Source organism: Agrobacterium salinitolerans (assembly GCF_002008225.1).
GTDB classification, from domain to species: domain Bacteria; phylum Pseudomonadota; class Alphaproteobacteria; order Rhizobiales; family Rhizobiaceae; genus Agrobacterium; species Agrobacterium salinitolerans.
In genome coordinates this window covers 563,352-582,924 of record NZ_MRDH01000006.1, presented here as the reverse complement: position 1 = coordinate 582,924, position 19,573 = coordinate 563,352, and the positions used below count along the sequence as shown (strand labels likewise).

Below are 19,573 nucleotides of genomic sequence, written 5' to 3'. Positions count from 1 at the left end.
GCAATACACGAAGGAATACGGGCCGGATGTCCATCGATGATATCAGGCACGAGGCGATGGCGGAAACGCCATCGACCAATCTGGAATGTTTCGCCCGGGCGCGGGCGGGTGATGGCGGCAACCTGTGGGTTACCGCCATCCGCCAGACCGGCGGCCGCGGCCGCCGTGGCAGGCCCTGGGTTTCGGAACCCGGAAATCTTTACGCTTCGCTTCTTCTGATCGATCCCGCACCGATGGAACGCATCGGCTCCCTGCCGCTCGCTTTTGCGCTGGCTGTCTATCGCGCCATTCGCGCGGTGCTGCCGCCGGGCGGTGAAGCGCTTGAAATCAAATGGCCGAACGATGTGCTGATCGGCCGCCGCAAGACCTGCGGCATTCTGATGGAAGCGGAGCTTTTGCCTGACGGCCGGCGCGCCATCGTCATCGGTATCGGTATTAATATCGCCCATAAGCCGGACAATCCACTTTATCCCGTCACCATGCTCTCCGAGCACGGTGCGTCTTGCTCGCCCGATGAACTGTTTGCACATCTCTTCCGTGAGACGGCCGAGGTTCTGCGCGAATGGGATGAGGGCAGGGGCGTATCTGGCATCATTGCCAGCTGGCGGGCAGCGGCCTGCGGTATTGGTGAACATATCACCGTCAATTTCCCTGACCGTTCGATTGGCGGGCGTTTTGTTGGAATTGATGATAATGGTTATCTGCTGCTGGATGAGGACGAGGGCGCAAGACGCTCGATCGCCGCCGGCGATGTGTTTTTCGGATGAGGTGAACGGTGATGGCTAAAAGGCCGCGCCGAACCCTGTCCCAGAGGTTGGAGCTTTCCTGCGGCTCATGAAATGCAGGGTGACAAACCGGTTCCGCATCGGCCCGGTCGATCAGATGGTTCAACAGGTCCGATGCTTGAGAGAGCGGCGGGCACGGCCAATTGCCGTTGCCTGCGCGCTTTCGTGAATGGATAAGAAAAACAATGGCTAAACAGGACGAACTGGTCTTTGTGCCGCTCGGCGGCGTGGGTGAAATCGGGATGAATCTGGCGCTTTACGGCTACGGGCCGGCAAGCAAGCGCGAATGGATCATGGTGGATTGCGGCGTGACCTTTGCCGGTCTCGATCTTCCTGGTGTCGATCTCGTGCTGCCCGACATCAGTTACATCGCCGAGCAGAAAAAGAACCTCAAGGGCATCATCATCACCCACGCCCATGAGGATCATTATGGGGCGCTGAACGATCTGTGGCCCGGCCTCAATGTGCCGGTCTATGCCTCGCCATTCACGGCCGGCATGCTGGAGGCGAAGCGCGCCTATGAGGGCACGCGCGCTGAAATTCCGCTGACGATCTTCAAGGCTGGTGACCGGATCAATGTCGGGCCGTTCGAAATCGAGGCTGTTGGTGTCAACCATTCTATACCGGAGCCGATGTCGCTGGTCATCCGCACACCGCTCGGCAATGTCATCCACACCGGTGACTGGAAGATCGACGAAGCGCCGTCGCTTGGGCCGTTGACGGATGAAGCCCGCTTCCGCGCCATCGGTGAAGAGGGCGTGCTGGCACTGATGTGCGACAGCACCAATTCACTGCGCGATGGCGTGTCGCCCTCCGAACACGAGGTGTCCGAAGGCCTGCGTCAGATCATCGAAAATGCTGAAGGCCGCGTTGCCGTTACCACCTTCTCCTCGAATGTCGGGCGCATCCGCTCGATTGCGCAGGCTGCGGAAGCTGCCGGCCGCGAGGTGCTGCTGCTCGGCTCGTCGCTGAAGCGCGTCGTCAACGTCTCGCAGGATCTCGGCATCATGGAAGGCATCAAGCCGTTCCTCGCTGAAGATGAATTCGGCTATATTCCGCGTGATCGTGTGGTGCTGATCCTGACCGGTTCGCAGGGCGAACCGCGTGCAGCGCTCGCCAAGCTTTCCCGCGACGAGATGCGCAATGTGGCGCTTGCGTCGGGAGATACTGTCGTCTTTTCCTCACGCGCCATTCCCGGCAACGAAAAGGCGATTATCGAGATCAAGAACGGCCTGATCGAACAGGGCGTGCACATTGTCACGGACAATGAGGCGCTGGTGCATGTGTCGGGCCATCCGCGCCGCAACGAGCTTCTGAGGATGTATGAATGGACGAAGCCGCAGATCGTCGTGCCCGTCCATGGCGAGGCGGCACATCTGGTGGCGCAGAAGGAACTGGCCGAACAAGCCGGTATTTCGCAGGTGCCGAAGGTGCGCAACGGCAACGTTCTGCGCCTTGCGCCGGGTCCTGCGGAAGTCATCGATGACGTGCCGCACGGCCGCGTCTTCAAGGACGGCAATCTCGTCGGTGACATGGACGAAATGGGCATCAGCAACCGCCGCAAGCTGTCCTTTGCCGGCCATGTCGCGGTCAATGTCGTGCTGGATAGTCGTTACGACTTCCTCGGCGATCCCGACGTCGTGCCTTTCGGCCTGCCGGAATTCGACGACGAGGATGAGGCGATGGAAGACACGCTTTATGATGCTGTACTCGGCGCCGTCGAGAGCATTCCGCGCGCCCGTCGCAAGGACCTCGCACTGCTGCGCGAATCGGTGCGCCGCGCCGTGCGCGCCGCTGCCAATCAGAGCTGGGGCAAGAAGCCGATCGTGACGGTTTTCGTGACCAAGGTTTGAGCGGGTAGCTTCCCGGCAATCGGCCTGGGCGTCTGCCTCTTCTCCGTCGATTTCAGGGCCGCGCCGCAAAGCGCGGCTCTTCTTTTTTCTTTCGGCTTTCTTGCGGAGAAGTGATTCCGATCTGCGGATGAATGCGTTACAAGGACGCATTGTGCAGGAGGATCACATGCCGCTTCTTTCGGTCTTCGCCGTTTATTTCATCGTCTGGTGGACGGTGCTCTTCATCGTGCTGCCGATTGGCCTACGTACTCAGGATGAGGAGGGCGATGTGGCGCTGGGCACGGTCGCCAGTGCGCCATCAAGGTTCAGAGGTGGGCGGATCGTTTTGTGGACCACCCTGATCTCGGCCCTGATCTGTGGGCTCTGGTACGGTGGCACCTGGTGGTTCGGCGTCAGCCTTGATGATCTTCCGAGAATTATTCCTGTTTTCGATTGAAAAGTTGCACAGATAATCGCCATTCCGCGCGCATCCGTACGCTCAGACTAACGGCGATTTGCCGCGGATATGACCGATGTTCTGTCATATGGATGTCATATCCGTCGTGCAAACAGCAGGAACATTCCGGTGCCTGATTCAACGCCATAATTTTACCGGAATATTGCTATGAGCGTGTTTCTTTGTGCAGAAGCAAAAAAAAACAAGGCCTTTCAGCCTTGTTTTCCAGGTTTCGCGTGATCTGTAACCGTTGCCGGGGCTGCGAACGAGCGCGCCTAAGATCTGATCCTCCCAAGACTGACCGCGAAAATGACAAGAATTTAAACTTCCTGCCTCTTTTGTAAGCTAAGGCTAGCTCAAACCCCCATGCTTGTCATCTCATTTTTTGCATATTTGTTACAGTCGGCAAAAAATTCTCTGTGGTGCAATTTGTCGCACCGGATCAAGAATATTATTCCGATCAAAGCGTTTTGACGCGAATTAGCTATCGCGAAAATACCTTGAAATGGCCTTTATCGCTCTTTTCATGGCGGGTTTTCATCTGGGCCGGAAACGGCTATATCCGGCGCCAATATCCCTCTATTCGGGGCGATTCCCGCGCCTGTGGCGCTGTCGTCCGCATCAATGGAAGCCGTCATGCGTCTCAGCCGTTACTTTTTGCCCATCCTGAAGGAAAATCCCAAGGAAGCGGAGATCGTTTCTCACCGCCTTATGCTGCGCGCCGGCATGATCCGGCAGCAATCGGCTGGCATCTATTCCTGGCTGCCGCTCGGTAAGCGTGTGCTGGACAAGGTGAACAGGATCATCCGCCAGGAGCAGGATCGTTCCGGCGCCATCGAGCTTCTGATGCCGACGCTGCAGACCGCCGAGCTCTGGCAGGAGAGCGGTCGTTACGATGACTACGGCAAGGAAATGCTGCGCATCAAGGACCGCCAGGACCGCCAGATGCTCTATGGCCCCACCAATGAGGAGATGATCACCGACATCTTCCGTTCCTATGTGAAGTCCTACAAGAACCTGCCGCTGAACCTCTATCATATCCAGCTGAAGTTCCGCGACGAGGTGCGTCCGCGTTTCGGCACCATGCGTTCGCGCGAGTTCCTGATGAAGGACGCCTATTCCTTCGACCTTACCAAGGAAGACGCGATCCATTCCTATAACAAGATGTTCGTGGCTTACCTGCGCACCTTCGAGCGCCTTGGCCTTCGCGCTATTCCCATGCGCGCCGATACCGGCCCGATCGGCGGCAACCACAGCCATGAATTCATCATTCTGGCCGATACCGGCGAATCCGAAGTCTTCTGCCACAAGAGCTTCCTCGACCGCCCGATTCCCGCTGAAAACACCAATTTCGACGATGTCGCAGCTTTGCAGGGCGTATTCGACGAGTGGACGGCCGATTATGCCGCCACGTCCGAAATGCATGACGAAGCGGCTTATAACGCCATTCCCGAAGGCGAGCGCCTTTCTGCGCGCGGCATTGAAGTTGGCCACATCTTCTATTTCGGCACCAAATATTCCGAGCCGATGGGCGCGAAAGTGCAGGGTAAGGATGGCAAGGAACACCCTGTCCACATGGGTTCTTATGGTATCGGACCGACACGCCTTGTTCCCGCCATCATTGAAGCATCGCATGACGAGAATGGAATCATCTGGCCGGCCTCGGTCGCTCCTTTCGACGTCGTGATCATCAATATGAAGGCTGGAGATGCGGCCTGCGATGCGGCTTGTGAAAAGCTGTATTATCAGCTCTCCAACGCCGGCAAGGATGTTCTCTACGACGATACGGACGACCGTGCTGGCCAGAAATTCGCGACTGCCGATCTGATTGGCGTGCCTTTGCAGATCATCGTTGGACCGCGTTCGGTCGCGAATGGCGAAGTCGAAGTCAAGGATCGCAAGACCGGCGAGCGGGAAACCGTGACGATCGAGGCGGCGATGAACAGGGTGCTCGGCTAAGAGCGAGCGGAAGACGGAGCGGCTTCACGCGAAGTCCGCTCCGGTTTTCGTAAGACAGATGCCGTGGAAATGTAGGCCGGTTTTCGGAAAAGACCGGCCTTATAGTTTTAGATCAGGGAGACGACATGGCACAAGCCGAGGCTGACAAGGGTGCGGCTGTTTCAGCCGGGGCAAAGACCGCTCGGCCGTTTTCTGCTTTTGAACGTATGGTGGCATGGCGTTATCTGCGCTCGCGGCGCAAGGAAGCCTTCATCTCCGTCATCGCCGGTTTCTCTTTCGTCGGCATTATGCTGGGTGTGGCGACGCTGATCATCGTCATGGCCGTCATGAACGGGTTCCGCACGGAGCTGATTTCCCGCATTCTCGGCATCAACGGACATATGATCGTTCAGCCGATCGACCAGCCCTTCAATAATTATGATGAGCTGGCGAAGAAATTCGCAGCCGTTCCGGGCGTCACCATGGCTCTGCCGCTGGTGGAGGGCCAGACATTGGCCTCCGGGCGCGGCGGTGCGGGTTCCGGCGCTCTGGTGCGCGGTGTGCGCCAGGAGGATATCGACAAGGTCAAGGAAGTCGCCACCAACATCAAGACCGGCGACCTCGTCGGCTTCATGGCGGGTGACGGCGTTCTCGTCGGCTCCAGGCTCGCCGCCCAGCTGGGTGTTACGGCGGGTGACGATATCACCCTCATATCACCGGAGGGTGACGTGACCCCGATGGGCGTCAATCCGCGCGTCAAATCCTACAAGATATCAGGCGTCTTCGAGATCGGCATGTCGGAATATGACGCGTCGATGATCTATATGCCTCTGTCCGAAGCCCAGCTCTATTTCAATGCCGAAGGCCTCGTGCAGTCCATCGAGCTTTATGTGAGCCGCCCGGATGATGTCGATGGCATCCGGCCGCTGGTGGAGCAGGCGGCCGAAAGGCAGGTCTACATTACCGACTGGAGACAGCGGAACCAGACTTTCTTCTCCGCCCTGCAGGTGGAAAGAAACGTGATGTTCATGATCCTCACCCTCATCGTTCTGGTGGCGGCGCTCAACATCATCTCCGGCCTCATCATGCTGGTGAAGGACAAGGGCAGCGATATCGCCATCCTGCGCACCATGGGCGCCAGCTCTGGCGCGGTCATGCGCATCTTCTTCATGACGGGGGCTGCCATCGGCACGGTCGGCACCTTTGCCGGCGTGGCGCTCGGTGTCATCGTCTGCCTGAACGTGGAATCGATCCGGCAGTTCTTCTCATGGGTATCGGGCACAGTGCTGTTTGACCCGCAGCTTTATTTCCTGAGCCAGCTACCGGCCGAAATGGATTTGAGCGAGACCATCACCGTCGTCATCATGGCGCTGACCCTTTCTTTCCTGGCAACGATCTTTCCAGCCTGGCGGGCTTCCAAGCTCGATCCGGTGCAGGCCCTGCGTTACGAATAAGGACCGCTTCGCAATATGGCAAAAAAAACAGTGCTGCGGCTCACCGGCGTCGAGAGAACCTATGGTCAGGGCGAGACGTCGCTTTCCATTCTGCGCAAGGCCGATTTTGAATTGAAAAGCGGTGAGATGGTCGCGTTGGTCGCCCCTTCGGGCACTGGTAAATCGACGCTGCTGCATCTGGCAGGGTTGCTGGAACATCCCGATGCAGGCGAGGTCTATATTAACGGCGCGCCCTGCAACGGCCTGCCGGATGAAACGCGCACCGCGATCCGCCGCAGCGACATCGGTTTCGTCTATCAGTTCCATCACCTCCTGCCGGAATTCTCGGCAGTGGAAAATGTGATGATGCCGCAGCTCATTGCCGGTCTCACCCAGGTGGAGGCCCGCAAGCGTGCAAGCGCGCTGCTAGACTATATGCGCGTGGGGCATCGCGGCGAACACCGTCCAGCCGAACTCTCGGGCGGTGAACAGCAGCGTGTCGCCATTGCCCGCGCTGTCGCCAACGCGCCGCTCCTGCTGCTCGCCGACGAGCCGACCGGCAATCTCGATCCGGAAACCGCGCATTACGTATTCGACGCGCTGGAGGCATTGGTGCGACAATCCGGCCTCGCGGCGCTGATTGCCACCCACAATCATGAACTTGCCGCCCGCATGGACAGACGCGTGACGCTGGCCGACGGCAAGATCGTCGATTTCTGAACTGGCAAGCCGATCCATCCGGTGCTTTCCAGAGAACACCGGTTCTCCCCATTTGAATTTTTTCCGAACCCGGCGGTGTTTTACCTCCGGGTTTTTTCGTTTTGGAGTCAGTGGCTTGCTGTTCCCCACGCGGGAACCGAAGGCGATTCTGCCGCATTGGCAAGAGGAATATCGCCAGAACCCTGTTGACAATCGAACAAAATGAGAACAAAATTGGAACATAACGAGTAAGGAGAGACCAATGACTGATTTCATCCGTGACGTTGCTGCTTTCGCTTCCATCGCTGTCTTTGTTGCCAGCTTTTCGGTGATCCTCACCGCCCTGTGAAGAAGACACCGGCGCAGAAGCCTGTATGGACGCCGCAAAGCGGTGGACATTAAGCGCCGGAAATCGGAAAATCGCCCTCGTGATTCAGAGTGACAGGATGATGATATGGGCGATGCGGTTATGCGTGGAGAGATCTCTGGCGAAACGTTGAAGACGCCCGGTTTTGTCCATCTTCGGGTTCATTCCGCTTATTCCCTGCTTGAGGGGGCCTTGCCCCTCAAGAAAATCATGTCCAAGGCCGTCGCGGACGGTCAACCGGCCATTGCCATTACCGATACCAACAATCTTTTCGTCGCGCTGGAATTTTCCGAAAAGGCGCGGGACGAAGGTCTGCAGCCGATCATTGGCTGCCAGTTGTCCATCGACATGCAGGATGCGGCGGAGGATCGCCGCAACCACAACAGCCATCTTCAGAAACTTCCCGCCATCGTTCTCCTTGCCGCCAATGCGGAAGGCTATGAGCGGCTGGTGGATCTCGTCAGCCGCGCCTATCTGGACGGTGAGGGCGGCAGCCATTCCGTGCATATTACCCGCGCATGGCTGGAGGAGGCCTCCAATGCCGGCCTCATAGCGCTGACCGGTGCTTCCGGCGGCCCCGTCGATATGGCCCTGAAGGAAGGCCACGCCGCGCAGGCGAAAGAGCGGCTGCTGACGCTGAAGTCACTCTTTGGTGATAGGCTTTATATCGAATTGCAGCGCCAGTCCGGTTACGACCGCTCCCATGAGCGGCGCCTGATTGGTCTGGCTTACGAACACGATATTCCACTCGTTGCCACCAACGAGGCGTTCTTCCCCTCCAAGGCCGACTACGAGGCGCATGACGCGTTGATGGCAGTGGCGCATAACGCCATCGTGTCCGATGACAGCCGGTTCCGCCTGACACCCGATCACTACCTCAAAAGCCGTGACGAGATGACGGCGCTGTTTGCCGATCTTCCCGAGGCGCTGGAGAACACCGTCGAGATCGCGCTCCGATGCTCCTATGTGCTGAAAAAGCGCGGGCCGATCCTGCCGCGTTTCACCGGCGCCAGCGACGATCCGGAAGCAGCCGAGCTGGCCGAAACCGAGGAACTGCGCCGACAGGCGGTGGAGGGGCTGGATCAGCGGCTTGCCGCGCTTGGCATGGCGCCCGGTTATACGGAACAGGATTATCGCGAAAGGCTGGATTTCGAACTCGGCGTCATCTCGCGCATGAAGTTCCCCGGTTACTTCCTGATCGTTGCCGACTTCATCAAATGGGCAAAGCAGCATGATATTCCGGTCGGCCCGGGCCGCGGTTCGGGTGCGGGCTCGCTCGTCGCTTATGCGCTGACCATTACCGATGTCGATCCGCTGCGCTTCTCGTTGCTGTTCGAACGCTTTCTCAATCCCGAACGCGTTTCGATGCCCGACTTCGATATCGACTTCTGCCAGGACCGCCGTGAAGAGGTGATCCGTTACGTGCAGGCCAAATATGGCCGGGAGCAGGTGGCGCAGATCATCACCTTCGGTTCGCTACAGGCGCGCGCGGCCCTGCGCGACGTTGGCCGCGTGCTGGAGATGCCCTATGGGCAGGTGGACAAGATTTGCAAGCTGGTGCCCAACAACCCGGCCAATCCGACACCCCTGTCGAAAGCGATCGAGGAAGAGCCGCGCCTGCAGGAGGAGGCGGACAAGGAGCCGGTCGTCGCCCGCCTCCTGGATATCGCCCAGAAGATCGAAGGACTTTACCGCCACGCCTCCACCCATGCCGCCGGTATTGTCATCGGTGACCGACCGCTCTCCAAGCTGGTGCCGATGTATCGCGATCCGCGATCCGATATGCCGGTTACGCAGTTCAACATGAAATGGGTGGAAAGCGCGGGCCTCGTCAAATTCGACTTTCTCGGCTTGAAGACGCTGACGGTGCTGAAGGTCGCCGTCGATTTTGTCGCCAAGCGCGGCATCGCGGTCGATCTCGCGGCCATTCCGCTGGACGACGCCAAAACCTACGAGATGTTGTCGCGCGGCGAAACCATCGGCGTGTTCCAGGTGGAAAGTGCGGGCATGCGCAAGGCGCTGATCGGCATGCGACCGGACTGCATCGAGGACATCATCGCGCTGGTGGCGCTTTATCGCCCCGGACCGATGGAAAACATCCCGGTCTACAACGCCCGCAAACATGGCGAGGAGGAGCTGGAATCGATCCACCCGACCATCGACCATCTGCTCAAGGAAACGCAGGGCGTTATTGTCTATCAGGAACAGGTGATGCAGATCGCCCAGGTCCTCTCCGGTTATTCGCTCGGCGAAGCCGATCTTCTGCGCCGCGCCATGGGCAAGAAGATCAAGGAGGAGATGGACAAGCAGCGCGAGCGTTTCGTCGACGGAGCCATCAAGAACGGCGTCTCGAAACCGCAGGCCAACACCATCTTCGACCTGCTGGCAAAATTCGCCAATTACGGCTTCAACAAGAGCCACGCCGCGGCCTACGCGATCGTGTCCTACCAGACCGCCTATATGAAGGCGCATTATCCGGTGGAGTTCCTGGCGGCCTCGATGACACTCGATATGGCCAACACGGAAAAGCTCAACGATTTCCGTCAGGATGCCAGCCGCCTTGGCATCGAGGTCGTCGCACCCTCGGTACAGACCTCCTTCCGCCAGTTCGAGACGGGCGAAAACCGCATCTATTATTCGCTGGCCGCCATCAAGGGCGTGGGTGAGGGGGCGGTGGAGCACATCGTCCAGGTACGCGACGGCAAGCCGTTCACGAGCCTTGAGGATTTCTGCCTGCGCATCGATCCCAAGCAGATCAACCGGCGTGTGCTGGAAAGCCTGATTAATGCGGGCGCCTTCGATTGTTTTGGCCGCGACCGCGCCGAACTGATCGGCGGGCTGGACCGCATTATCGGTTACGCGCAGATGGCGCAGAATAACCGCACCATTGGACAATCGGACATGTTCGGCTCCGGTAGCGGAAGCGGGCCGGAAAAACTGGTTCTTCCGGCCTTCCAGCCCTGGCTTGCCTCCGAAAAGCTGCTGCGCGAGTATCAGGTACTCGGTTTTTACCTCACCGCCCATCCGCTCGATACCTATCGCCCCGTGCTGGAAAAGCTGCGGGTGCAGAATTTCGCCGATTTTTCCGCCGCGGTGAAACAGGGCGCGACTGCCGGGCGTCTGGCCGGCACCGTGACCGGCAAGCAGGAGCGCAAAACCCGCACCGGCAACAAGATGGGCATCGTCACCTTCTCGGACGCGTCGGGCCAATATGAGGCGGTGCTGTTTTCCGAAGGACTCGGCCAGTTCCGCGATCTGCTCGAAGTCGGCAAATCGCTGGTCATCACCGTGCAGGCGGAAGAGCGCCCGGAAGGTATCGGCCTGCGTATCCAGACGGCGCAGTCGCTGGAAGAAAAATCCGTGCAGATGCAGAAGGCGTTGCGTGTTTATGTGCGCGATTCCGGCCCGCTGAAGACCGTTGCCCGCCACCTCAACACAAAGGGTGATGGCTCGGTCTATTTCATCGTCATCAAGGATGAGGGCAGCCGTGAGATCGAGGTGGAGCTGACGGAGAAATACCGCATTTCCCCAGAAATCGCCGCTGCGCTGCGGTCCGCGCCCGGTGTCGTCGATGTGGAACTGGTGTGAGGCCTGAGGCCTCACACGTCGCTCATACCGGCCCTTCTTTGGTCACGGTGATGAAGTCCGTTCCAGTGCCTGTCTCCAGCTGGTGACTGATATCCGAAACGGTGATCGAACTGCCGCTTGAAAGCTCCTGCTCGATCCGGCTGCGTATTTCCGCGGGAATTTCGAGGCGGCCGAGCACGGCGCTCAGTTGATCGAAACCGCCCGGCGGTTCGGTAACGGAGATGCCAAGCCGCTTGCGGGCAGCCGCCGGCAGATGGTTTTCCAGCGTCACACCGTTCCATTCGGCGTTTCCGGCGGCGCGATCCACGGACACGGCTTCGAAGAAATGGGTTCCGAGCGCCACTTCCGGGTCCTTGATGTCGATGGCTGCTTCAAACAGCGGCTTGAAATCCTGCCGCACCATGATCTGGCCGCTCAGTGGGTGGTCTTCACCGGCGGAGGCATAAAGCGCCGTCACGAAGGCGTCTGTCAGAAGCGGCCCGGTGGTTTTCAGCCCTTTCCAGCGCTTGAAACCATTGATGGCGCTGATCGTCATCTCCCCGGCATAACCATCGGCTGCACCCGCTTCGAAACCGAGGCGGCTCAGCATGGTCTGGATATCCATCACCTTTTCCCGTTCGCCGCGCCGGGTGATGAGAATGCGCAGGGGCGAGGGCTCCCTGGTCTTTACCGCCGGCTTGAGCGCCTGGGTCTTTTCATTGACGGCAACTTCGACCGTCCCCAAGGCTGCATCGAAAGTTGCCGGGCGCAATTCCACATCCGACAGAAGAAGCTTGCCGTCATCGGCATCGTCGCGCGGCTGAAACAACGCCGGATGCTGCACAAAGCGCAGCGAGACCGGCTGGTCGGTGATAATGACATGCACGCCGGTCCGGGTGTCGCCGAAAAGGGACTTGGCGAATTTGGACGGCAAGCGCACGCAGCCATGCGAGGCCGGATAGTTCGGCACCTTGCCTTCGTGCAGCGCGATGCCGGACCAGGTCAGCCGCTGCATGAAGGGCATGGGTGCGGCCGAGTAGATATTCGACTCGTGGTATTTCCGCTTTTCCAGAATTGAGAATATGCCGCTCGGTGTCTCATGTCCGGCCTTGCCGGTGGAGACTTTTGAGGTGGCGACGATTTGGCCGTTCTCATAAAGCGAGAGCGACTGATCGCTTTTCGATACCAGTATCTGCAGAGACCTGCTGTCAGCGGCAAGCGCCGGAAAGGCAAGAATGCTGGCCGACAGCATGCCGGCCATAAGACGGAGGCGAAGGGACATGACGCAATACACCACATGTACAAAACTTGCCTCACTCAATCATGCGAAGTTTAATGAAGCTTAAGGACCGCTCCTTCGCAACATCACTAATTTGTGTAAAATCTAAAATATATCCGGAGCGAGGCGGCTAGGATAGGATTGCGACCTGTCGCACAATCCCGCCACTGTTATTTGCGTGTTCCGAACGTATAGCCGGTCTCGACGCTGCCCTTGCCGAACTTGTCGCGCAGCTTGTCCATCGCCGCTTCCGCCGCGGCCCGACGGCCGGCCTCTCTGTCAACGAGATCGGGAGGATCGGCCAGCCCCGCATCGTGCAAATCGCTGACGCCGATGCCGATGAGGCGGAACCTGGTGCCGTCCGTTTCTTTTTCCAGCAGCGAAAGGCCGGTGCGGAAAATCCGGTCGGCGAGCTGCGTCGGATCGTCCAGCTTGCGGTTGCGGGTGCGGAGCTTGAAGTCTGCTGTCTTCATCTTTAGCACCACCGTCTGGCCGGCGATGCCGCTCTTCTTCAACCGCCAGGCAATCTTTTCGGAAAGCGAGCGCAGGATCGGTACGAGATCTTCATGGCGGGAAATATCGTTGAAGAAGGTGGTTTCGGAAGACACGCTTTTGACGGGGTCGTTATTGTGCACATGCCTCTCATCAATGCCGCGCGAAAGCCGGAAGAGGCGTTGCCCCATCACGCCATAGCGGCGCATCAACTCGCTTTCCTCCATCTCTTGCAGCTGCGCGATCATGCGGATACCGTCCGCCTCCAGCGTCGCCGCAAAGGCCTTGCCGACGCCCCAGATGGTGGTGACAGGCCTTGCTGCCAGAAAGGACAGCGCCTCTGCTTCACCGACAACTGAAAAACCGCGCGGTTTTTGCAGGTCGGACGCGACCTTGGCGAGAAACTTGCAATAGGAAAGCCCGGCGGAAACAGTCACCCCCACTTCCTTTTCCACCCGCCGGGCGAATTTCGCCAGCACACGAGCCGGTGGATCGTGATGCAGCCTCTCGGTGCCGGAAAGATCGAGAAACGCTTCGTCTATGGAAATCGGCTGCACGAGCGGCGTCAGTTCCTGCATCATCGCGCGGATTTCGCGCCCGACACGGCTGTATTTTTCCATATCCGGCTTGATGACGACAGCATCGGGACAGGCTTCCAGCGCCTTGAACATGGGCATGGCGGAACGCACCCCGTGAATACGGGCGATATAACAGGCGGTGGAAACCACCCCGCGCTTGCCGCCGCCCACGATCACTGGTTTGTCGGCCAGTTCCGGATTGTCGCGCTTTTCGACCGAGGCGTAAAAGGCGTCACAATCGATATGGGCGATGCTCAGATCATAGAGTTCGGAATGATAGAGAAGACGCGGGCTGCCGCAGGCGCGGCAACGCCTTAGCCCTTCTGGCTGGCCGGCCAGACAGTCACGGCAAAAACCGGGATCATAGCGGTGCGACGTGGACATGGGGCGAAAACAAAACCAGAACGTTGCCGACCATACTCCGGCTGCGATGGCCACTCAAGGGGCGTCTCGTCAATACACACCTGAATCCAGCCCCGGTCCGGAAAAATGGTTCCAGGCAGCGGCCACGGTTTCGGGGGATGTATCGGTGGCGGCGCAGAAGGCCATCAGGTCCGGCTCGTGACTCATCAGGAAATCCGTCAGCCCTGCCAGAAAGCCGGGATCGTTGACAGCCTGGCGCAGCATGTTGGCCTGCAGCCCGCTCAGCGCCAGAAAACGCGCCAGCATGTCCGGTTCGTTTGCCAGCCAGCCAAGTATGGCGGCCGCCGTTTCTTGCGGATCCTGACCGACATTGCCTTTGTTTTTTGTATCGCGCAGCATTTCTTCCCCGAAGTTACCTATTTTGAAACCAAATCCCTCTAGCCTTGCGCAACAAATGGACGATGGAATCGGCTCTCTGACAACTTATATGTCTGGGTGAAGGTTTCAAAGCGAAACGGGGACTGCTCACCATGCCCAAGCAGGTCATGATAGTCGAAGACAACGAGCTGAACATGAAGCTCTTTCGCGACTTGATCGAGGCGTCTGGTTATACGACGATCCAGACGCGCAACGGTATGGAAGCGCTCGATCTTGCCCGCAAGCACCGCCCGGACCTCATCCTCATGGATATCCAGCTGCCGGAAGTTTCAGGGCTTGAGGTGACGAAGTGGCTGAAGGAAGATGACGAGCTGCATATCATTCCGGTCATCGCGGTCACGGCTTTCGCCATGAAGGGCGACGAGGAACGCATTCGCCAGGGCGGATGCGAGGCCTATGTGTCTAAGCCGATTTCCGTTCCAAAATTCATCGAAGTCATCAAGACTTATCTGGGCGATGCTTGAGGCGACTGGGGAACGGTTATGACGGCGAGAGTTCTGGTTGTTGACGATATTCCGGCCAATGTGAAGCTTCTCGAAGCCCGTCTTCTGGCGGAATATTTCGATGTCGTCACCGCCGAGGATGGTTTCAAGGCGCTGGCGATCTGCGACAAGGAGCAGGTCGATATCATCCTGCTCGATATCATGATGCCGGGCATGGACGGTTTCGAGGTCTGCGAAAGGCTGAAGGCCAATCCGAATACCGCCCATATTCCGGTGGTCATGGTCACCGCACTCGATCAACCGTCTGACCGCGTGCGTGGCCTCAAGGCCGGCGCTGACGATTTTCTCACCAAGCCGGTCAACGACCTTCAACTCATCGCCCGCGTCAAAAGCCTCGTGCGGCTCAAGGCCGTCAGCGATGAATTGCGGCTGCGCGCCGAAACCGCACGTCAGATCGGCATCGAGGAGATGCTGCGTAGCGACGGGCTGATGCAGACGCCGGGCCACGTGCTGGTTGCGGATGGCCGCGCCAGCTCGCAGGAACGTATTGTGCGGGCGCTGAAGCCGGTTGCCGAGGTCGACGCCGTCACGGAACCGCAGGCGGCGCTGCTCAAGGCCGCGAGCAATCCTTTCGAGCTCGTCATCGTCAATTCCAATTTCGAGGATTACGATCCGCTGCGGCTGTGTTCACAGCTTCGCTCGCTGGAACGCACCCGTTTCCTGCCGCTGCTTCTGGTGGCGGAGCAGGGGGCGGACGATATGGTGGCGCGGGCGCTCGATCTTGGCGTGAATGATTACATTCTCCGTCCGATCGATCCGAACGAACTCGTCGCCCGGACGCTGACGCAGATCAGGCGCAAGCGCTATAACGAGCATCTGCGGCTCAATCTCCAGCACACGATGGAACTTGCCATTGTCGACGGGCTGACCGGCCTCAACAATCGCCGTTACCTCGACAGCCACCTGAAGATACTCTTCGACCGCGCCGCCGTTCGTGGCCGCCCGATCTCCATCTGCATGACCGATATAGACCGCTTCAAGCTGGTCAACGATACCTATGGCCACGATGTGGGCGATGAGGTGCTGCGGGAATTTGCAGCGCGCATCCGCAGCACCGTGCGCGGTGCCGATCTCGCCTGCCGTTATGGCGGGGAGGAGTTCGTCGTGGTCATGCCCGATACGCCGATGGAGCTTGCGGCAAGCGTCGCCGAGCGCCTGCGGGCGATCGTGGAAGACAAGCCTTTTTATGTTCGTTCCATCGACCGGGAATTGAGCATTACCGCTTCCCTCGGCATCGCCACCAGCAGCGGCGCCTTCGGCGCTCCGGACGAAATCCTGAAGCAGGCGGACAAAGCGCTTTACGAGGCGAAACACGCCGGACGCAACCGCGTCGTCGCTGCCGCTGCCTGAACCCTAATGGCCGATTAACTAAAATATTGCGGCAATCTTGCCGTCGTGTTCCGGCGAAGTAATTATTCACGAAGCAAGTTGATCGTCGTAAGGCTGCAAGCCATTGACCTTGTATGTATTTTATCACTTTGCAATGACTAGATGCAGATCGACGATATAAATAGAGTTCAAGTTGAAAAATACGTTGAATTCAATCTCTCCGGCAACTATAGTGTGTCAGCTTCGTATACTTAACCATGTTTCCCAGGTGATGTGTCCCTGGCTTAAGAATTTGTTGATTTTTATTTCACTTCTGCGCACACTCCTTATTGAGAGTAACAGTTCTTCCGGCGGCTTATCCGTCTTTTGATGATGAATGATAGCGGCTTTAGCCGTCGCGATTTCGTTCGTCAGGGGCTGGTGTTGCGTAGTTTGAATGCCCCATGATGCTCAGGTCCGCCGCATCTCCTGAATCGTGGGGTCGGTCGGCTGACGATGTTCGAATCGGTTCCTCGTGCCGTAGTCACATCGTTGGCCGACCGCCTTCTTCCTGAAAATTGCCGTTTCGTGGTGTGCGCGTCGCGGCTTCGCGACGCATGCAATCCGTCTTTGTTAACGTCACGTGCGAAGCTGCGATACGGGGCAGGGGCGGACGGAGCCTTGGCGATGTGTCTTCAGAGCACCTGAATGATTGCTACATCGGCCGAGGCGTCAAACCATGTGGTCGGACTTACCCATGGCTGCTCTCGTGCTTTGTTATTCACGGCTACAATTCCCCGGACAGCAGGGGAGACGGGCCTTGCTTGCCCCTTGGAAGGCGTCTGGGCGCGAAGAGGCTGGCGGCAGCATCTTCCCTTCGGCGCAAACAAAAAACGCGCCCGTTGGGCGCGCTTTTGTCGGAGACAGATCAAGAAATTACTTGATCTTGGTTTCCTTGAATTCAACGTGCTTGCGTACAACCGGGTCGTACTTCGTCTTCGTCATCTTGTCCGTGAACGTACGGCTGTTCTTGGTGGTGACGTAGAAAGTACCGGTGTCGGCTGTCGACAGCAGCTTGATCTTGATTGTTGTAGCTTTCGCCATGGTCGTCCTGCCTTTAAACAAAAGAGAAGCCGCAGGCGCTTCTGACCTCGGCTAAATCTGGCGCGAAACTACGTATCGCGCCCGAAAAGTCAAGCCTGTTTCGCCCGGAAAACAAAACGGACGATATAAAGCACCACGTAAAGCCCGAAAAATACCGCCAGCGACCAGGCAAACCCGTCGGTTCCGGCAATGTCCATGGAAATGCCCACGGCCTGCGGCCCCGCAATCGTGCCGATCGCGTAACAGAAGATGAAGGCGGCATTGGCGGCGACCAGATCGGCGCCTTTCAGGCGCGATCCGAGATGGGTGAGGCCGACAGTATACATTCCCGAGACCAGGCCGCCCCAGAACAGCAACAGGGCCGCCACCAGAAGCCAGTTTTCCACCAGGAAAGGCAGCGCCAGCGTGCCGCAGACGCCGGCAAAGGCCATCAGCCCCAGCATCGTCCGCCGGTCCTTCATCCGGTCCGAGAGCAGGCCGATCGGTATCTGGAAGACCATGTTGCCGATGCCCATCACGGTAAGGAGAAGCGCTGCCTGCGATTCGTTGAAGCCTTCCCGCGTCGCATAGATCGGAAACAGCGAAAGGCCGCCGGCCTGCACCGAACCGAAGACGAAGGCCGCCGCGGACGCCATGGGCACCAGCCAGACATAACGGACGAAATGGTGGTTGGGCCGCTCGTCCAGCTCCGGGCTTTCGCCGCGCGCCATAAAGATCGGGATCGCGGCGAGCAGGATGATCGCCGCGCCGACCAGAAACGGCAATATGCCTTCGCTGCCCACCACGGAAAACAGCAGCGGACCAACCGCGAATCCGACCGCAAGGCCGGTGGCGTAGATGCCGAGAACCATGCCGCGCTTCCTGGGTGGCGCCGTCATGTTGATCCAGTATTCGGAAAGAATGAACAGCGTGGTGGTGGCGCCGTGGAAAACGATTCGCAGCGGAAACCACATCCAGAAGGCTTCGGCGAAATAAAAACCGAGCGCGCTCAGCGCCGAAACGACGACTGCGAACAGCATGGTTCGCGCCACGCCGAAATCATGGGCGATCTTGGTGGTCACGGGGGCCGCCATCATCGCCGCGACGCCGGCCATAGCCGAATTCACCCCGATCATGGTGGAAGAGATGCCGCGCTTCTCAAGGATGATCGACAGGAGCGGAAGGCCGAGGCCGATGGCGACGCCGACCGCACTGATGGCGGAAATGGCGGCGATCAGTGAGGGCCAGTGGATGGCGTCCGCTTCTTCGCATTTCATTTGTGACATGACGGCCTTTATACAAAGTCTCGAATGAACCGGCCGTGGCGCGTGACATAGAGCCGCGCGGGGCTTTCAAAGGGCAATGAGGGATCACCTATCATGAGCTTTGTGACATCTTCGAGAACCGTGCGCGTGATTTTCGGCATGTTCAGACTGGAAAGGTCTGTCATGTCAAGCCATTGCACGTCGGAGAGTTCGTCGGAATCGCGTGTGAGGCTAATATCGAGGTGCAGTTCATCTGCATAACAGCAGAAGAATCGCGTGTCGTAGCGCCGCACATTGCCGGGCGGGGTGATGGCACGGGCCACATATCGGAAACGGGAAAGATCGGGACCCCTGGTGTTCAAGCCAAGATCCACGCCAGTTTCCTCGAAAAGCTCGCGCGCGGCGGCAAGCGCCAGCGCTCTTGCGCCGGCGGCGCTGAGCCGCCGTGCCGCGGAGGCAGTGAGACTGTGGAGAACGGTGGGATGCAGATCGCTCGAAAAGGGCAGCGCATGGTCGCGCGGATCGCGTTTGCCGCCTGGAAACACATAAGCGCCCGGCATGAAGACATGGGCGCTGCTGCGCCGGCCCATCAACACCCTGAGTTGCGAGCCGGACCGGTCGAACAAAATCATGGAGGCGGCGTCGCGCGGCCGCATGGGCGTGTTCGTCGTTTCGGCGCGCCGGGGAGGCGGAGGCACGTGCAAGGTCCCGTCCGCCGTCAGTGAGAAGAGCCGTCGATCTGCACTTTCTGTTGTTTTCGGTCGAATCCGTGCATCTTCAGCGCCCATTGCAAGCCGATGACACCGCCTTTGATCGGTTGCAGCGTCAGAAGTGCTGCCAGAATGGTGATCGGCACCCAGATGGCGAAATGGGCCCACATGGGAATGTTGAGGACCATGTCGGTCATCATGAAGCCGCCGACCGCGATATGGCCGATGATGACGATGGAGATATAGGGTGGCAGGTCGTCCGAGCGGTGATGGTGCATTTCCTCGCCGCAGGCCGCGCAGGCATCCACCGGCTTTAGCCAGGCACGGAAGAGGCGACCGCTGCCACAGGCCGGGCAACGGTTTGCCATGCCGCGCATGATGGACCGGCCAAGCGGCCGTTCGGCGCTGTCGTTTCCGAAGGTAACGGTCTCCGAGCCCCGATGTGCACTCATCCTTAAGTCCTTCCCGTCCGTTCA

16 protein-coding genes are annotated in these 19,573 nt (G+C 58.8%); 9 read left to right on the top strand and 7 right to left on the bottom strand.

Annotated elements, in window-relative coordinates; all coding sequences use genetic code 11:
• The first annotated feature begins 26 nt into the window (after positions 1–26).
• From BS627_RS06865 to dnaE, 7 genes are all read left to right on the top strand, one after another.
• Positions 27–767 carry a biotin--[acetyl-CoA-carboxylase] ligase gene (locus BS627_RS06865; RefSeq protein ID WP_165691158.1) on the top strand — a complete coding sequence of 247 codons (741 nt, stop codon included), beginning with the start codon at positions 27–29 and terminating at the stop codon, positions 765–767.
• Between the two features lie 203 nt (positions 768–970).
• A complete protein-coding gene (locus BS627_RS06860; RefSeq protein ID WP_077982443.1) occupies positions 971–2,638 on the top strand; it encodes a ribonuclease J in 1,668 nt (555 codons plus the stop codon).
• 166 nt (positions 2,639–2,804) lie between these two features.
• Entirely contained in the window at positions 2,805–3,074 is a 270-nt protein-coding gene (locus tag BS627_RS06855) for a DUF1467 family protein (RefSeq protein WP_077982955.1), read from the top strand.
• A 636-nt stretch (positions 3,075–3,710) separates the two neighbouring features.
• Positions 3,711–5,033, top strand: coding sequence for a proline--tRNA ligase (gene proS / locus BS627_RS06850; RefSeq protein WP_077982954.1), 1,323 nt, complete (start codon positions 3,711–3,713; stop codon positions 5,031–5,033).
• 125 nt (positions 5,034–5,158) lie between these two features.
• Entirely contained in the window at positions 5,159–6,466 is a 1,308-nt protein-coding gene (locus tag BS627_RS06845; protein ID WP_077982442.1) for a lipoprotein-releasing ABC transporter permease subunit, read from the top strand.
• A 15-nt stretch (positions 6,467–6,481) separates the two neighbouring features.
• Positions 6,482–7,165, top strand: coding sequence for an ABC transporter ATP-binding protein (locus BS627_RS06840; protein ID WP_077982441.1), 684 nt, complete (start codon positions 6,482–6,484; stop codon positions 7,163–7,165).
• Between the two features lie 433 nt (positions 7,166–7,598).
• Positions 7,599–11,099 (top strand): DNA polymerase III subunit alpha, encoded by a 3,501-nt coding sequence (gene dnaE, locus BS627_RS06830; protein ID WP_077982440.1) that lies wholly within the window; start codon positions 7,599–7,601, stop codon positions 11,097–11,099.
• A gap of 22 nt (positions 11,100–11,121) precedes the next feature.
• On the opposite strand, the gene BS627_RS06825 is transcribed toward dnaE, so the two are convergent.
• The 3 genes from BS627_RS06825 to BS627_RS06815 form a co-directional block, all read right to left on the bottom strand.
• Positions 11,122–12,360, bottom strand: coding sequence for a L,D-transpeptidase family protein (locus BS627_RS06825; protein ID WP_077982439.1), 1,239 nt, complete (start codon positions 12,358–12,360; stop codon positions 11,122–11,124).
• Between the two features lie 167 nt (positions 12,361–12,527).
• Positions 12,528–13,811, bottom strand: a complete 1,284-nt coding sequence (locus BS627_RS06820) for a DNA polymerase IV (RefSeq protein ID WP_077982438.1) — start codon at positions 13,809–13,811, stop codon at positions 12,528–12,530.
• A gap of 69 nt (positions 13,812–13,880) precedes the next feature.
• On the bottom strand, positions 13,881–14,189 hold the full coding sequence (locus tag BS627_RS06815) for a DUF3572 domain-containing protein (protein ID WP_077982437.1): 309 nt from the start codon (positions 14,187–14,189) through the stop codon (positions 13,881–13,883).
• Between the two features lie 131 nt (positions 14,190–14,320).
• Between BS627_RS06815 and BS627_RS06810 the strand changes: the two genes are divergently transcribed.
• Both BS627_RS06810 and BS627_RS06805 read left to right on the top strand, forming a co-directional pair.
• Positions 14,321–14,692 carry a response regulator gene (locus BS627_RS06810; RefSeq protein WP_077982436.1) on the top strand — a complete coding sequence of 124 codons (372 nt, stop codon included), beginning with the start codon at positions 14,321–14,323 and terminating at the stop codon, positions 14,690–14,692.
• A gap of 18 nt (positions 14,693–14,710) precedes the next feature.
• Positions 14,711–16,081 (top strand): PleD family two-component system response regulator, encoded by a 1,371-nt coding sequence (locus tag BS627_RS06805; protein WP_077982435.1) that lies wholly within the window; start codon positions 14,711–14,713, stop codon positions 16,079–16,081.
• A gap of 894 nt (positions 16,082–16,975) precedes the next feature.
• Here BS627_RS06805 and rpmG read toward each other — a convergent pair.
• From rpmG to BS627_RS06785, 4 genes are all read right to left on the bottom strand, one after another.
• Complete coding sequence (gene rpmG, locus BS627_RS06800; RefSeq protein ID WP_003496403.1) at positions 16,976–17,143, bottom strand: 50S ribosomal protein L33; 168 nt, start codon at positions 17,141–17,143, stop codon at positions 16,976–16,978.
• A gap of 89 nt (positions 17,144–17,232) precedes the next feature.
• On the bottom strand, positions 17,233–18,399 hold the full coding sequence (locus BS627_RS06795) for an MFS transporter (protein WP_162520391.1): 1,167 nt from the start codon (positions 18,397–18,399) through the stop codon (positions 17,233–17,235).
• A gap of 17 nt (positions 18,400–18,416) precedes the next feature.
• Positions 18,417–19,043: an NUDIX hydrolase gene (locus tag BS627_RS06790; protein ID WP_077982953.1), complete on the bottom strand. Its 627-nt coding sequence runs from the start codon at positions 19,041–19,043 to the stop codon at positions 18,417–18,419.
• A 62-nt stretch (positions 19,044–19,105) separates the two neighbouring features.
• Entirely contained in the window at positions 19,106–19,549 is a 444-nt protein-coding gene (locus BS627_RS06785; RefSeq protein ID WP_077982433.1) for a DUF983 domain-containing protein, read from the bottom strand.
• Positions 19,550–19,573 lie beyond the last annotated feature (24 nt).